This window comes from Mucilaginibacter sp. cycad4, assembly GCF_034263275.1.
Classification (GTDB): Bacteria; Bacteroidota; Bacteroidia; order Sphingobacteriales; family Sphingobacteriaceae; genus Mucilaginibacter.
In genome coordinates, this window is record NZ_CP139559.1 from 6,673,906 (window position 1) to 6,689,396 (window position 15,491).

Genomic DNA, 15,491 nt, shown 5'->3' on the forward strand with positions numbered 1-15,491 from the left:
TCATAATCTTGTGGCAAAATATGCATGAAACGCAAATAAATTGCAAATTTGCATACTGCATTATTCAGTTAACCCCTGTTTAACTATGAGTGATAGAACTATTCTGGTTTGGTTTAGAAATGACTTGCGTATTCACGATAACGAAATTTTGTTAGAGGCTGTACGCAAGGCTGATAAAATACTGCCGGTTTATTGTTTTGATCCTTATTATTTTCAGCATACCGAAAGCGGGGGTTCAAAAACAGGGAGCTTCAGAGCGAGGTTCCTTTTAGAAGCCGTTGCTGATCTCCGCAAAAATTTACAGGGTTTTGGTGCCGAATTGATCATCCGTATTGGTAACCCTGCCGAGGTGATCCCGCAGCTTGCCGAAGAATACCAGGTAAATGAAGTTTATCATCACCGTGAAGTAGCTTACGAGGAAACCAACATCTCCGAGCAGGTTGAAACGGCCCTGTGGAAAATGAGGCTTAACCTCAAACATTTCATCGGTCACACCATGTACCATAAGGAAGATCTTCCTTTTCCAATAAAGGATATTCCTGATAGTTTCGCGGTTTTTAAAAAGAAGGTGGAACGTGACAGTAATGTTCGCCCATGCGTGCCAACACCGGATCATATCAGCGTCCCTGAAATTACCGACGCCGGCGAATTGCCAACCTTGCAACAGTTAGGTTTAAATGAGCCTGTTGATGATATGCGCGCTACCGAATATTTTCAGGGGGGCGAAACCGCAGCTTTGGTGCAAATGCATAAGTGTTTTGCCAATGTTGATCAGCTCTTAAAACAAAAAAATGGCCGTAACGGCTCTGATTGCTCTTCAAAACTTTCTCCCTGGATCTCGATAGGGTGTATCTCGCCGCGGCAGGTTTACTGGGAAGTTCAGAAATATGGCAGCAATAGCAACCTGTTAAAGCTTGAACTGCTATGGCGCGATTACTTCAGGTTCATGTTTAAAAAACACGGACAAAAATTTATTAAAGCTAAAGACGAAACCCGGGACCTTGCACCGGATGCCGACCTGCTGCTCCGGAAATGGAAAAATGGCGAAACAGGGGTACCCCTCATAGATGCTGCCATGCATGAGCTTAATGCTACCGGCTATATCAGTAATCAAAACCGGCAGGTAGTAGCGGGGTATTTAGTAAATACCCTCAAAGCCGACTGGGTACAGGGCGCTGCTTATTTTGAAGAAAAGCTTATTGATTACTCGCCGGCCAGCAATTGGGGTAACTGGGCCTTTATTGCCGGTGTTAATGATGCTAAAGAAAGCAAATACGCTATAGTCACCAAACTGCCCAAAGAGCTTGAGGCCAAAACCGATTTTGTGAATACCTGGCAGCCCTCGTCAATTGATGAGGCTGGAGATCTGGTTGGGGTGTAATTGAAGTTCACTGTTATTGCGTTTTGATAGTAGCGGATGCTGTCCGTCATATGACGGATAATGCCCTGTGCGGTATGAGTGGATAGCACTGGAAATCAATTATGATAGATCCGTAATTACCACTGCCGTTCTTCGGCTATATAATTATCAATATCCGTTGTGCTCCACAGTGATGTACCTAAGCCAGATATACCTGACAGTTTTATTTTACTTTTCTTTTGTTTAGGTTTGCGCTGTGCTTGCTTATCGGGTCGCTCAACCTGTAACAGAATTTCTTTGATATTTAAGTCGGTATTCATCCTCACCAATTTAATAAAAATCTTTATCTAATTATTATTTCTATAAACCATCTATTTAAATAACTGTTGTTCTTTTGCCTCAAAACTCCGTATTTTCCTGTTTAAGGATAAAATAGGCTCAACAAAGGGTAAATTTCTTTACAATTAATTATGAAGTATATAGGGGTATATGCTTACTTTTGTACCGTTTTAAAGATCAGTTTCACATGGATCGTCTCAATTATATAAATAGCGGAAACGCTGCCTACATATCTTCCCTATACGAACAGTACAAACAGGAACCGGAATCGGTTGATTTCGGATGGCAAAAATTCTTTGAAGGATTTGATTTCGGTAAAGATACCGATGTTGCCGGAGCAATTGCACCTGCTGCAGTTGGTGAAGCAACTCCTGAACATTTTTTAAAGGAGATCAACGTATTAAACATGATAGATGGTTACCGCTCGCGCGGGCACTTGTTTGCAAAAACAAACCCTGTTCGCGAACGCCGCCATTATTTCCCGGGCAAGGAGCTTGAAACTTTTGGTTTGAGCGAAGCCGACCTTGATACAGTTTTTAACGCCGGTGTTGAAGTTGGTTTGGGCGCTGCCAAATTGCGCGATATCCGCCAGCTGCTTGAGGATACCTACTGCCGTTCAATAGGTACTGAATATAAATACATCCGCAACCCTATTAAAATAAAATGGTTTGAAGAGCGGATGGAAAGCCGCCGCAATGCACCTTCCTTCACTCTTGATGAAAAGAAGGAAATGCTTAACAAGCTGAATGAGGCCGTAACTTTCGAAAACTTTTTGGGTACTAAATTCCTTGGCCAAAAACGTTTTTCATTAGAAGGTGCGGAAGCCCTGATCCCTTCAATGGATTCGGTAATTAAAAAAGGGGCCGATCTGGGTATAGAAGAGTTTATCATTGGTATGGCGCACCGCGGGCGTTTGAACGTGTTGACCAACATTATGGAGAAAACCTATAAAGAGGTGTTCTCTGAGTTTGAAGGTAAAAACTACGATTCTGAATCACCTTTTGGAGGTGACGTTAAATACCACTTAGGCTTTTCAACCGATGTGCATACCAAAAATGGCAAAAAAGTTCACCTGAGCCTTTGCCCTAACCCATCGCACCTGGAAGCTGTTGACCCGGTTGTAGAAGGTATCACCCGTTCAAAAATCGATTTTAAATATGGTGGTGATCATTCAAAGATCGCTCCGATCCTGATCCATGGCGACGCTTCAATTGCCGGTCAGGGTATAGTATATGAAGTTTTACAAATGGAAAAACTGGATGGCTACCGCACCGGCGGCACCATTCACCTGGTTATCAACAACCAGATAGGTTTTACCACCAACTATAAAGATGCACGTTCAAGTACCTATTGTACCGACGTTGCCAAAACGGTGCTTTCGCCGGTTTTTCACGTAAATGGCGATGATGTTGAGGCTTTGGCTTACGTGGTAAACCTGGCTATGGAATACAGGCAGATCTTTAACGAGGACGTATTTATCGATATCCTTTGTTACCGCCGTTATGGCCATAACGAAGCTGATGAGCCTAAATTCACCCAGCCGCTGTTATACAAAGCTATCGACGCGCACCCTAACCCGTTAAAGATTTACAATCAGAAACTGATAGATGAAGGCAGTATAGATGCGGAGTTCCTGAAATCTATTGAAAAAACCTTTAAGGATGAGTTACAGCAAAAGCTGGATGAAGTAAAATCTGAAGAAAGGTTTACCGATACTATTGCCATGTTTGAAGGGGCATGGAGCGGTTTACATTTGGCAAGCCATAAAGAACTGGTAAAAGCTATCGACACATCAGTAGCCGAAGAAACCATATTGGAAATAGGTAACAAACTAACTGTGCTGCCACCTAACAAAGAGTTTTTCAAGAAAATAGAAAAGCTTTTTGAAGACCGCAGCGCAATGGTAAACAAAACCAAAGTATTTGATTGGGCCATGGGCGAATTGCTTGCTTACGGTACTTTGTTAAAAGAAGGTTACCCGATCAGGTTAAGTGGTGAGGATGTGAAACGCGGTACTTTCTCGCATCGCCATGCGGTATTGACGCTGGTTGATTCGGAAGATGAGTTTACACCGCTTGCTGCCATTAACCCCGAAGCTAAACTGAGCATCTATAACTCTTTATTATCTGAGTATGGTGTTTTAGGTTTTGAATACGGCTATGCCCTTGCAAACCCTAACGCACTAACCATTTGGGAGGCCCAGTTTGGCGACTTCTTTAACGGTGCGCAGATCATTGTTGACCAGTACATTGCCAGCGCCGAAACTAAATGGCAGCGTGGTAACGGTTTGGTAATGCTGTTGCCTCACGGTTATGAAGGCCAGGGCCCTGAGCACTCATCTGCACGTGTTGAGCGCTTTCTGGAGCTTTGTGCCGATGATAACATTCAAATTGCCAACTGTACTACTCCCGCTAACTTCTTCCATATTTTAAGGCGTCAAATGCACCGCGATTTCCGCAAGCCATTGATCATCTTTACACCGAAGAGCTTGTTACGTAGTCCTAAATGCGTATCGCCGCTGGAAGATTTTACCAATGGCAAATTCCACGAATTAATAGATGACACTTACGTTGACCCCAAAAAAGTAAAACGTGTGTTGTTATGTACCGGTAAGGTTTATTACGACCTGCTTGATAAACAACAGGCCGATAACCGCAAGGATGTGGCTATTGTACGTGTAGAGCAGCTTTATCCAACTCCGGTTACGCAAATTTTGAAGATCAAAGCCAAATATGAAAAGGCAGAGTTTATCTGGGTACAGGAAGAACCTGAAAACATGGGGGCATGGCCTTACATTTGCCGCAAGTTCCATAATGATAAGGTGATTAACCTGAGCGTTATTTCAAGGATAGAAGGCAGCAGTACAGCAACCGGTTTTGCTAAACAGCATGCCGCCCAGCAGTTATACATAGTTTCAAAAGCTTTTGAGGCCCCCGCCGGCAAAGCGGTTAAAGAAGCTGTTAAAAAAACAACAAAGAAAATGGCTGATGCCGGGGCCGATTGATCTTTCAATTATTATCCGGTAATCCATTAAAGAAATATAAAATCTACAATACTACAATATGAGCTTAGCGATTAAGGTGCCTACCGTAGGCGAATCAATTACAGAAGTAACCCTTTCGAGCTGGAAAAAGAAAGACGGCGACCACGTTGAAATGGACGAGGTTATTGCCGAACTGGAATCAGACAAGGCTACTTTTGAGCTTACTGCCGAAAAAGCCGGTACTTTAAAAATCGTTGCCAATGAAGGCGATGTATTACCAATTGGCGCTGTTGTTGCCAATATTGAAGATGGCGGCGCCGAAGTTGCTGCTCCTGCAGCACAGCCACAGCCTGAAGTTGTAGCTAACGCACCTGCTCCGGCACCGGTTGCTGCGGTTCCGGCTGCTGCGTCAGCATCTGTTGAAATTAAAGTACCACCGGTAGGTGAATCTATTACTGAGGTTACTTTATCACGTTGGATTAAAAAAGATGGTGACGCTGTTGCTATGGACGAAGCTATTGCTGAGCTGGAATCAGATAAAGCGACTTTTGAACTTACTGCCGAGAAAGCAGGCACATTAAAAACAATCGCTAAAGAAGGCGATGTATTAGCTATCGGTGCTGTAGTTTGCACTATTGAAGGTGCAGGCGCATCACAACCGGCCACTACTCCGGTTACCCCGGCGGTTGTTAGCGCTGCTGACGAGTCGCCAAGGGGCGGTGGAGCTGCCGAAAGTGCTAAAACTTATGCATCAGGCACACCATCTCCTGCTGCTGCCAAAATATTAGCCGAAAAAGGTGTTGATCCAAAATCAGTTTCAGGTTCGGGTGTTGACGGCCGTATCACTAAAGGTGATGCCCTTGGTGCGCAAGCCTCTGCAGCTAAACAAGCTGCTCCGGCTGCTCAGCCTGCTGCTGCCGCTCCGGTTGCAACTTCTACAGGTGGTGGTGCCAGGGACGAGAAACGCGAAAAAATGACCTCATTGCGCAAAACCGTTGCTAAACGTTTAGTATCGGTTAAAAATGAAACGGCAATGCTTACCACCTTTAACGAGGTAGATATGCAACCGATCATGGAATTGCGCGGTAAATACAAAGATAAATTCAAAGAAAAACATGGTGTTGGCTTAGGCTTCATGTCGTTCTTTACCAAAGCTGTTACTGAGGCTTTGAAAGACTGGCCGGCTGTAGGTGCACGTATTGAAGGTGAAGAGATCGTATACAGCAATTTTGCTGATATCTCTATCGCTGTATCTGCCCCTAAAGGTTTGGTTGTTCCGGTTATCCGTAATGCTGATAGCATGAGCCTTGCCGAAATTGAAAAGGCTATCGTGGTACTTGCCGGTAAAGCCCGCGAAAATAAACTCACCATCCCTGAAATGACCGGCGGTACATTTACCATTACCAATGGTGGTGTGTTTGGTTCAATGTTATCAACCCCTATCATCAATGCGCCTCAATCGGCCATTTTAGGTATGCATAATATCATTGAGCGCCCTGTTGCCGTAAACGGTCAGGTAGTTATCCGCCCGATGATGTACCTTGCCCTGTCATATGATCACCGCATCATTGACGGCCGCGAATCGGTAAGTTTCCTGGTAAGGGTTAAACAATTGCTTGAAGATCCTGCAAGGTTGTTGTTAGGTGTATAACCCTGCAAAAACTTTATAAAAGAGATCCCGGTTGGCTTTTTCCTTCCGGGATTTTTTATGATAATATTTTATCGGGATATTGGCAAACCATGAATGGGAGGGTTATAAGCGGTTGAACAACTTGTATATAAGCCTAACCTCCGATCTCTAACCTCTAAAACGAACTCTTCACCACCCTCTTTAGCACTAACAAATTTTGCCCGTTGAGACTATAACCGCTGATGTTGTTTTGGTATAGATTTACCAGTTTATCATAGTATAATACTACAATGGGCGATTGCTCCATCATTAGGTTGTCCATTTGGCGATAGAGGGCGAAGCGTTTTTCATCATCTTTTACCTGGTAGGTTTGCTCAAAAAGTTCATCGAACCTTTTGTTGTTGAACCCGGTGTAATTTGGGCCGAAAGGGATTTTGTTTTTGGAATAAAATACCGAAAGATAGTTTTCGGCATCGGGATAATCGGCTATCCACGAACCATAAAAAAAGTTGATGCCGTTCTTGGAGATCAGCTCACGTAAACTTGCACCCTGGGTTATCTCTACATTTGTTTTTATGCCGATACGTTCCAGTTGGCCCTGTACATATTCTATTAAACTGCGGTACCCAACGGTGGTAGCCAGGGTAATTTCGGGCATGTTTTTACCATTGGGATAACCGGCATCACGAAGCAGGCAACGGGCTTTTTCCGGGTCGTAAGTATAGCCTTTTACTCCCGTCCCATTAAAACCAGGCATGCCTTCGGGCACAAAACCTTCATAGCCCGGTGTACCCATACTGTTGCGCAGATATTTGATCATCTTTTCGCGGTCGATGGCGTAGTTGATGGCCTGTCTGATCTTAAGTATTTTTAAAGGGGATTTTTTTACAATGGGTAAAGTGGTATCCACCAGCATACCCAGGTAAATGGTGTTCAGGTAAGGAGCGGTATTGAGTATAAACTTACCCTTATATTTTTGCGTTATCTTGCCTGCTTTGGTGAGGATATCATCGCGATAGCTGCCGTCGATATCATTCAAAAAATCGATATTCTTTTTTACAAACTCCAGGAACGAGGTTTGCTTATCAGCAATAAAGGTGGAGCGGATAGCATCGAGGTAGGGCAGGCGGTTACCTTTTTCATCCTTTTCCCAGTAATGCTCGTTTTTTAAAAACACCAGTACTTCACCTTCTTTCCAGTATTTAAACCTGAAAGGGCCGGTACCTACCGGATGGCTCCTGAAATCCTTGCCATAAAACTCGACTACCTCTTTGGGTACTACAGAACAATATTGCGCAGTAAGCAAACTTAAAAACGGCGCAAAAGGTTGTTTTAGCCTGATTTGAAAAGTGCTGTCATCGGGCGCCATGAACGCGCTTTTGTCCTTTACCTTATCGCTGAAGATCCATGAGCCGGATGAGGCCACTTTTGGATCGATCAAACGACCGAAGCTATAGGCAAAATCTGAAGCCACTGCCTTTCGGCCTATACCATTTGCAAAATGAGGGTCGTCATGAAAATAAACATCATTGCGGAGGTGAAAGGTATAAAGCAAGCCATCTGCCGATGTTTCCCAGCTTTTAGCTATACAGGGAATGGTTTTTAAACTGTCATTGATCTGTACCAGGCCATTATAAAGCTGGTTATCCATCCATATGGTATAATGGTTACGGCAAAAGGCGGGATCAAGTGAAGTAAGCCCTTCTTCCAGGTTGATATTAAAAACCGTTTTATGCTGATTGGAAGAGGTATCGGTATGGCAGGCGCAAAGCTGAATTGTGAATAACAACAAAAGGTAAGTGATCAGCTTATTCATTCAGGCTAATATATTAAATATAGCGTTAGCGGTGTAAATGAATAGTTGATTATTACGTGTAGATGATATGGATTGAAAGTGATGATAAAAGCTAAAATAAAAAAGTAAAGCCACCGCCTTTTGAGGGCTTTTTCATTTCTTCAAACTTTCCAATTTCCTGATTGATCAAAAAAGAATACTCGCCTGCCATGAACTCACGAAATACTTCAATATTTTCCTGTTCGCGGGTATCAATCAGCGCCTGGATATAGGCTACTTTATTTTCACTCCGTACCATTGCCAATGGAAGATTGTAATAGGCCTGAATGTAGTTCATTAATAATCGCGAAGTACGTCCGTTGCCATCATAATAAGGATGTATGCTTACAAGATTGAAATGCGCATCGAAGGATAGGTTGATTTGTTCTGCGATAGACAGGGGGGAACTGATAGACTCGTTAAGCTTATTTACCAATTCATTCGTCAAACGTTCTACTTTATCGAAATTAGGAAAATAGGAAATGCCTGCAGTAACATTGCCTTTTCGGAATGCCCCGGTTCGTGAATCAACTGTGCCGAGCATAGTATTGTAAACCTTGCCGGTATTTTTCATAACCATTGCATTTATCTCCTTTAACAGAGGTACTGATAATGCTCTTTTTGCTTTTGCATTTTTAATTGTAAAAAGGAGGGCCGCGTGATGATCTGTTACCATCAGGCTGTCTTCCAACGGCTTGCCGTTGGGAGTACGCCCTTCATTGATCAGCACTTGTGTTTCTACCTCTGTCAATGTTGAGCCTTCGATCCGTGTGGAGTGATAGTCAATTGAAATAAGGTTAAACCGATCATGGTCAATTACATCGGTTATGCCAAGGTCGTTGTATTTTTCTATGAGGTTAACTATTTCCATCGTTTCAACAACGCGAAAATACTTATAAGTTTTTGTATAGTGGTTCAGTTGCCTGGCACCGATAAACCTGGCAACTGAATTTAACTTTACTACGCATCAATACCAGTCAATCCCTTATAAAAATGTTTGGCATAACCTGCTATCAGCACATCGTGATCATTTCCGTTAATGATGCGGCGGGCGTTGATCCAGTCGGCATGGGTGACATCAAAGTATTTGCCTAAGCCAACGCCGGTAAACATGCCTTTTGTCATCCCTTCAATCATAATATTGGCTGCTATATCAGGCTGAAGCGCCAGCTCGGGATGGTTGAGCAGGTCGAGATGTAAATGTTTGCCCATGGCATCATAGTTCTCGTACCAGGTTAATTGCACAAAACCGCGACCATAGTAAAGCTGATCGGGCGTTGTATAAGGAATACGGTGACCAGGCCCCCCGCCCATTTTAAATTTTTCGCCATAGGGATGGCCTTTCCCTTTGCCAAACTCATTTATCGGCTGCATGGTGCCTGCGCATTCATGGTAAACTGTACCCAGCATGTAGGCTACTTTGCGTTGATCGGTAATGCCGGCGTCTGCTGCGGCTTTTAAAATGGTTTCGATGCCATCGACCTGGCTTTGTGAAATGTGGCCTTTAAATACAGACGCACGAATGGTGTCATAAAATTCTTTTGTACCTGGCATGATAATAAAATTTAGGTATTCGTAATAAAATTAATTGCTGTAAACGAATGTTTCAGATTAAAAAGGTGTGGAAGATTTAGGTAAATATAAATATTCGCGTTTGGAATACCAAGGCTGATATTCAAAGAGTTGTGATGGGATTTTTAAACGAATTACGAGTGTTGGTTAAAAACCTACATAAAGCGGGATTATGTTTTATAAAGCAAATTTTAAAGTGCCCGTTTTATTATACAGGCACTTTAAATTAAAACCGCTCTTTCAAAAACTTGCCTGTGTAGCTGTCTTTTTGTTTTAAAAGCTCTTCGGGAACGCCCTCAAATACTACCTTACCGCCACGGTCACCACCTTCCGGGCCAATATCGATAACCCAGTCGGCACATTTGATCACATCCATGTTATGCTCAATAACAATGATGGTATTGCCATGATCAAGCAATGCATCAAATGATTTCAGCAGTTTTTTAATATCGGCAAAGTGCAAACCGGTGGTAGGTTCATCAAAAATAAACAATGTTTTATTGGTGTTATTGCCTTTTACCAGGAACGATGCCAGCTTGATACGCTGTGCTTCGCCTCCTGATAGGGTATTTGACGACTGCCCCAATTGTACATAACCCAAACCAACATCAACCAACGGTTTTATTTTAGCGATGATCTTAGGCTCTTTGGCAAAAAACTCAACAGCCTCATCAATGGTCATGTTCAGGATCTCCGATACGTTTTTTTCTTTGTATTGGATATCTAAGATATGCTGCTTAAAACGATGGCCCCCGCAGGTTTCGCAGGTAAGGAAGATATCAGCCATGAACTGCATCTCTATTTTGACTTCCCCTTCGCCCTGGCAAACATCGCAGCGGCCCCCCTCAACATTAAAGGAAAACGCCGAAGGTTTTAACCCGGCGGCTTTTGCTGCCGGCTGAGCGGCGTACAGGTTGCGGATCTCGTCCCAGGCTTTAACATAAGTAACCGGGTTTGAGCGCGATGAACGGCCTATCGGGTTTTGGTCGACCAGTTCAACCTGTTCAATTTTGCTGTAATCACCGTCAATGGCATCATATGAGCCCGTTTGTTCGCCCGAATAGTTTCCTAAGGCTTTTTGAACTGCAGGAGCAAGGATACGTTTTACCAAACTGGTTTTACCCGAGCCGGATACGCCGGTAACAACAGTAAGTACGCCTAACGGAAATTTGGCGTTTACATGTTTCAGGTTGTTTTCGCGCGCGCCTTTTATTTCAATAAAATCGTGCCATTTGCGGCGGCTTGCGGGGATAGCAATTTCTTCCCTGCCGCTCAGGTATTTGCCGGTGAGGCTTTTATCGTCTTTTATAATTTCGTTATAGGTACCGGTAAAGATCAGCTCCCCGCCATGGGTACCGGCCTCCGGGCCAATATCAATGATGTGGTCGGCAGCTTTCATGATCTCTTCCTCGTGCTCAACAACCAATACCGTGTTGCCTACATCGCGGAGGGATTTTAATACGCTGATCAATCGTTGGGTATCGCGCGGGTGCAAACCAATGCTTGGCTCATCCAGTACATAAACGGAACCTACCAGGCTGCTGCCCAGTGAAGTAGCCAGGTTAATGCGCTGTGATTCACCGCCCGATAATGTATTTGATAAACGGTTGAGTGTTAAATAGCTCAAGCCTACATCATTTAAAAAGCCGAGGCGGTTGGTTATTTCCATCAGCAAACGTTTACCGATTTTGGCATCTGTTTCACTGAGTTCAAGTGATTTAAAAAATTCAAACGCTTTATCCAGCGGCATCAGTACCACATCGGTTATCGACTTTTCGTTGATCTTTACGTAGGAGGCATCCATCCGCAAACGGCTGCCCTTGCACTCCGGACAGGTAGTTTTGCCCCTGTATCGCGAGAGCAAAACACGGTACTGGATTTTATAGGTTTGCTCCTCCATCTCCTTGAAAAACTCATCAAGACCACGGAAAAACTTATTGCCTTTCCATAAAAGGCGTTGTTCTTTTTCGGTTAGCTGATTGTATTGACGGTGGATAGGAAAGTCGAACTTTAAGGCGTGCCTTACCAGTGCATCGTTCCATTCGCGCATTTTTTCGCCGCGCCAGGGGGCAATAGCTCCCTCGTAAATAGATTTGCTTTTATCCGGAATAACCAGGTCTTCATCAATGCCAATCACCTTGCCATAACCTTCGCATTTTTTGCAGGCGCCGTATGGATTATTAAAGCTGAAAAAGTTTGGAGTTGGCTCTTCAAACTTCAATCCGTCTAACTCAAAACGGTCGCAAAAAAAGCGCTCATGTTCGGTATCGCCGTCAGGTTCCTGGAAGCGGACAAAACAATCGCCTTTGCCTTCAAAGAAGGCCGTTTGTATCGAATCGCCTAAGCGGCTAATAGTTTCGTCTTCTTCATTCTTGGTAACGCGGTCAACAACTATGCGTACAACGGTTTGCTGGTCTGCTTCCGCAGTTTCCGGGGTGTTTTTTTTTGCTTTCGTTTTTTTGATCTCAACCGCAGGCTCAGCTGCTACGAGCGGTACGTTTTCCACGGCCTGGTCCTCAAGCAGCGATTCAATGCGCGAAAGTTTGCCGTTATATTCAACACGTACAAAGCCCTTCTGCATTAATACGGCAAGTTCTTCTTTAAGGCTCCGGTTATTGTGCGGGTGCAGGGGAGCAAGAATGGTTACCTGGGTTTCGTTAGGCAATGAAAGCACAAAGTTCACCACGTCGGTCACCGAATCTTTCTTCACAATGTTGCCCGATATGGGTGATATGGTTTTACCGATGCGTGAAAAAAGCAGTTTCAGATAATCATAGATCTCGGTTGATGTGCCAACAGTTGAGCGTGGGTTTGAAGTAATTACCTTTTGCTCAATGGCTATGGCTGGCGCAATACCCTTAATATAATCAACATCGGGCTTGTTCATACGGCCCAAAAACTGGCGGGCATATGATGAAAGGCTTTCCACGTAGCGGCGCTGACCCTCGGCGTACAAAGTATCGAAAGCGAGCGATGATTTGCCCGAGCCCGACATGCCGGTAACTACCACCAGTTTATTTTTGGGAATAGCCACATCAAGGTTTTTAAGGTTGTGCACCCTTGCGCCTTTTATGATAATATGTTTTTGCGGATCTTTTTCTGCTTCTTTACTCATTCTATTGAATTAGTTCATAGTTGATGGTTGATGGATCATAGTAGGATGCTTTGCAGGTTAGTGGCAAAATTTATACCATGAACCATGATCTATTAACCCTGAACTTTTGCGAATGCAAAAATCCTAAAATATTTAGCAGAATCCAAATGAGTTTTAATTGTTTATTGGATTAAACTACGTGAAATATTGGAGTTTACAGTTTGCTGACTTTTTAAAACTTAATGTTGTTTTAACAACTACTTTTTAAAAAATTTATTTTGGTGAATGATTAAACCTTCGGTATTAAAAATCAGTCTAAAGGAAGTGTGCCAAATAAATGATGGTTTTATAGTTAATTATACCGATTAATAGTAAAGTAGGACGCAAAAAAAAAAATTTTATTTGTTTTTTTATCAATAATTTATTTTATTTGAGCAAACAAATCTTTAACCCCTAAGGAGCACGCTATAGAATATACTTTACTTTAAAAGGTTTTAACTAAAAATTAAGTTTAAGTAGTACTTTCTATGGATTTTCAATTGAAGAGTGATCAGGATCTAATCCATCTATATGTAGCCGGCGATGAAGCCGGTTTGGTAGAATTGATAAGGCGTTACCAATCAAAAATATATACTTCTATTTATCTGCTGGTAAAAGATGAATACCTTGCTGAAGATATTTTTCAGGATGCATTTATAAAGGTGATTAACACCCTTAAAGCCGGCAAATATAATGAGGAAGGTAAATTTTTGCCTTGGGTAACCCGTATTGCACATAACCTGGTGATTGACCATTTTCGCCGCGAAAAACGTGCGCCTATGATCAGCAATGGCGATGATTTCGACATTTTTGAAGTGCTTGGTAATTATGATGAAAGTACCGAGGATAAAATGGTTAGGGACCAAACCCATAAGGATCTTAAAGCGCTGATCCAATTGCTTCCATCCGAACAAAAGGAGGTGCTCATTATGCGCCATTTCGGCGATATGAGTTTTAAAGAGATTGCCGATATTACTGATGTTAGTATCAATACCGCTCTTGGCCGTATGCGTTATGCCCTTAATAACCTCCGCAAAATGATGCAGAGCAAAGAGCTTAGCCTGAAAAATTAGTTTTTCGGTATAAGAGATCAGAGATAAAAGGTTAGAATATTATTGTTTAGGTTAAACCGGATAATAATATTCTAACCTTATTTTTTGCATGAAATTTTGATATTATTTCGTTAGTTCCTGATATAAAGTTATTTACTGTTGCAATAACCTAATTCATAGCTTCCAGTCGCTAATTTCTTTAAATAAAAATTTCATTTAATTTTCATTTAACAAAATATTATCTTTAAGCCACCGTTATAAACCATATAAAAATTATAGTAAAATAAGCTTATGGATGAAACCTTTACAAAAACGTTAAATGCATTAGCTAACGAAGCTGAAATGAACAGGAATGCACAAGAAAATCTGGATGCCGACGAAGTGATTTTTTACAATTCAATTCGTGCTGATTTGGACCTGCTGATCAGGAAACCCAAGGTGCAGACCATACACCAGATCCTGGATTATTCAAAAAGCTTACGTTAGTATTTATTGCGGATTTCCCCACTGGTTCATAGATCATGATTGTTGAAAAGGTTACCGATGCGAATCGAAAAACCGAAACCCAATAAGTGATTTATGAACCTTTCTATTTTTAAGGCGGCCTATGGCTGATGGATCATAGTTCATGGTTTTTTATTGTTGTGAATATCTATACTTTTGAACCGGATCATTATTGTGTTAAGCTGGGTGCTTCAGCCATGATCCATGAACTATCAACCATGAACTAAAAATGCTAAAAGCCGAACGCTACCGCCATTTTGTTGATTATTTTTCTAAAAACCAGCCTAACCCGGTTACGGAGCTGCATTATAATAACCCATTTCAGTTATTGGTGGCCGTTATACTTTCGGCACAGTGTACGGATAAGCGCATTAACCAGGTAACGCCGGCACTGTTTGAGCGTTTCCCAACCCCGCAAGATTTGGCCGCTGCAACATCCGACGAGGTTTTTGCATACATCCGGTCTGTAAGTTATCCTAATAACAAAGCCAAACATTTGGTAGGCATGGGCAAAATGCTTGTGGAAGTTTTTAATGGCGAAATACCCTCCGGGATCGAAAACCTGCAAAAGTTACCCGGTGTAGGCCGTAAAACAGCCAATGTAATTGCCTCTGTTATTTTTGAAGAACCGGCCATGGCTGTTGATACGCATGTTTTTAGGGTGGCCAACCGCATTGGCCTTACCAATAATGCCCGTACCCCGCTGGCTGTTGAAAAACAGTTGGTACAAAATATCCCTAAAGAATATATCGGAATTGCACATCACTGGCTTATATTGCACGGGCGGTATATTTGTTTAGCGCGAAGCCCTAAATGCGATGTTTGTCCGTTAACGTGGTTTTGCTGGTATTATGAACGTAACAATACTGAAGCCGCGCTGCAACGGGCCGAAGCTGCTAAAGTTAAGAAAGCCAAAGAAGCTAAAAAGAAAAAGGCACTTAATACTATAAGTAAGGAATTGAAGAAGAGGAGTGTGGAGAATTAGTTGATTAAGTGAATGGTTGACTTAGTGAGTAGTTACTATATTTACTAAGTTAACCTAATTAACTATTCACCTAATCAACCACTCACTTAAAAAATAAAT

General features: G+C 42.5%; 11 protein-coding genes. 6 read left to right on the top strand and 5 right to left on the bottom strand.

Annotation, left to right across the window (positions count from 1 at the left end):
- The first annotated feature begins 85 nt into the window (after nt 1-85).
- On the top strand, nt 86-1,381 hold the full coding sequence (locus SNE26_RS27590; RefSeq protein WP_321557053.1) for a DASH family cryptochrome: 1,296 nt from the start codon (nt 86-88) through the stop codon (nt 1,379-1,381).
- A 116-nt stretch (nt 1,382-1,497) separates the two neighbouring features.
- Here SNE26_RS27590 and SNE26_RS27595 read toward each other — a convergent pair whose 3' ends face one another.
- A complete protein-coding gene (locus SNE26_RS27595; RefSeq protein WP_321557054.1) occupies nt 1,498-1,680 on the bottom strand; it encodes a hypothetical protein in 183 nt (60 codons plus the stop codon).
- Between the two features lie 206 nt (nt 1,681-1,886).
- Here SNE26_RS27595 and SNE26_RS27600 point away from each other — a divergent pair, with 206 nt between their 5' ends.
- Together SNE26_RS27600 and odhB are read left to right on the top strand one after the other, a co-directional pair.
- The gene (locus SNE26_RS27600) at nt 1,887-4,703 is read left to right on the top strand and encodes a 2-oxoglutarate dehydrogenase E1 component (RefSeq protein WP_321557055.1); all 2,817 of its coding nucleotides are present in this window, start codon (nt 1,887-1,889) and stop codon (nt 4,701-4,703) included.
- A gap of 58 nt (nt 4,704-4,761) precedes the next feature.
- Nucleotides 4,762-6,333, top strand: coding sequence for a 2-oxoglutarate dehydrogenase complex dihydrolipoyllysine-residue succinyltransferase (gene odhB / locus SNE26_RS27605; protein ID WP_321557056.1), 1,572 nt, complete (start codon nt 4,762-4,764; stop codon nt 6,331-6,333).
- Nucleotides 6,334-6,487: 154 nt separating this feature from the next.
- Here the strand turns inward: odhB and SNE26_RS27610 are convergent, their stop codons facing one another.
- The 4 genes from SNE26_RS27610 to uvrA all read right to left on the bottom strand — a co-directional run bounded on the left by SNE26_RS27610 (nt 6,488) and on the right by uvrA (nt 12,833).
- Nucleotides 6,488-8,128: an ABC transporter substrate-binding protein gene (locus SNE26_RS27610; RefSeq protein WP_321557057.1), complete on the bottom strand. Its 1,641-nt coding sequence runs from the start codon at nt 8,126-8,128 to the stop codon at nt 6,488-6,490.
- A gap of 91 nt (nt 8,129-8,219) precedes the next feature.
- On the bottom strand, nt 8,220-9,017 hold the full coding sequence (locus tag SNE26_RS27615; protein WP_321557058.1) for a Fic family protein: 798 nt from the start codon (nt 9,015-9,017) through the stop codon (nt 8,220-8,222).
- 89 nt (nt 9,018-9,106) lie between these two features.
- A complete protein-coding gene (locus tag SNE26_RS27620) occupies nt 9,107-9,700 on the bottom strand; it encodes a glycoside hydrolase family 19 protein (protein WP_321557059.1) in 594 nt (197 codons plus the stop codon).
- Nucleotides 9,701-9,944: 244 nt separating this feature from the next.
- A complete protein-coding gene (gene uvrA / locus SNE26_RS27625) occupies nt 9,945-12,833 on the bottom strand; it encodes an excinuclease ABC subunit UvrA (protein WP_321557060.1) in 2,889 nt (962 codons plus the stop codon).
- A gap of 506 nt (nt 12,834-13,339) precedes the next feature.
- Between uvrA and SNE26_RS27630 the strand changes: the two genes are divergently transcribed.
- The 3 genes from SNE26_RS27630 to nth all read left to right on the top strand — a co-directional run bounded on the left by SNE26_RS27630 (nt 13,340) and on the right by nth (nt 15,392).
- Nucleotides 13,340-13,924, top strand: coding sequence for an RNA polymerase sigma factor (locus tag SNE26_RS27630; RefSeq protein ID WP_090534404.1), 585 nt, complete (start codon nt 13,340-13,342; stop codon nt 13,922-13,924).
- Nucleotides 13,925-14,194: 270 nt separating this feature from the next.
- Nucleotides 14,195-14,389, top strand: a complete 195-nt coding sequence (locus SNE26_RS27635; RefSeq protein ID WP_090534406.1) for a hypothetical protein — start codon at nt 14,195-14,197, stop codon at nt 14,387-14,389.
- A gap of 247 nt (nt 14,390-14,636) precedes the next feature.
- Nucleotides 14,637-15,392, top strand: a complete 756-nt coding sequence (gene nth, locus SNE26_RS27640) for an endonuclease III (protein WP_321557061.1) — start codon at nt 14,637-14,639, stop codon at nt 15,390-15,392.
- The last annotated feature ends 99 nt before the right edge of the window (nt 15,393-15,491 follow it).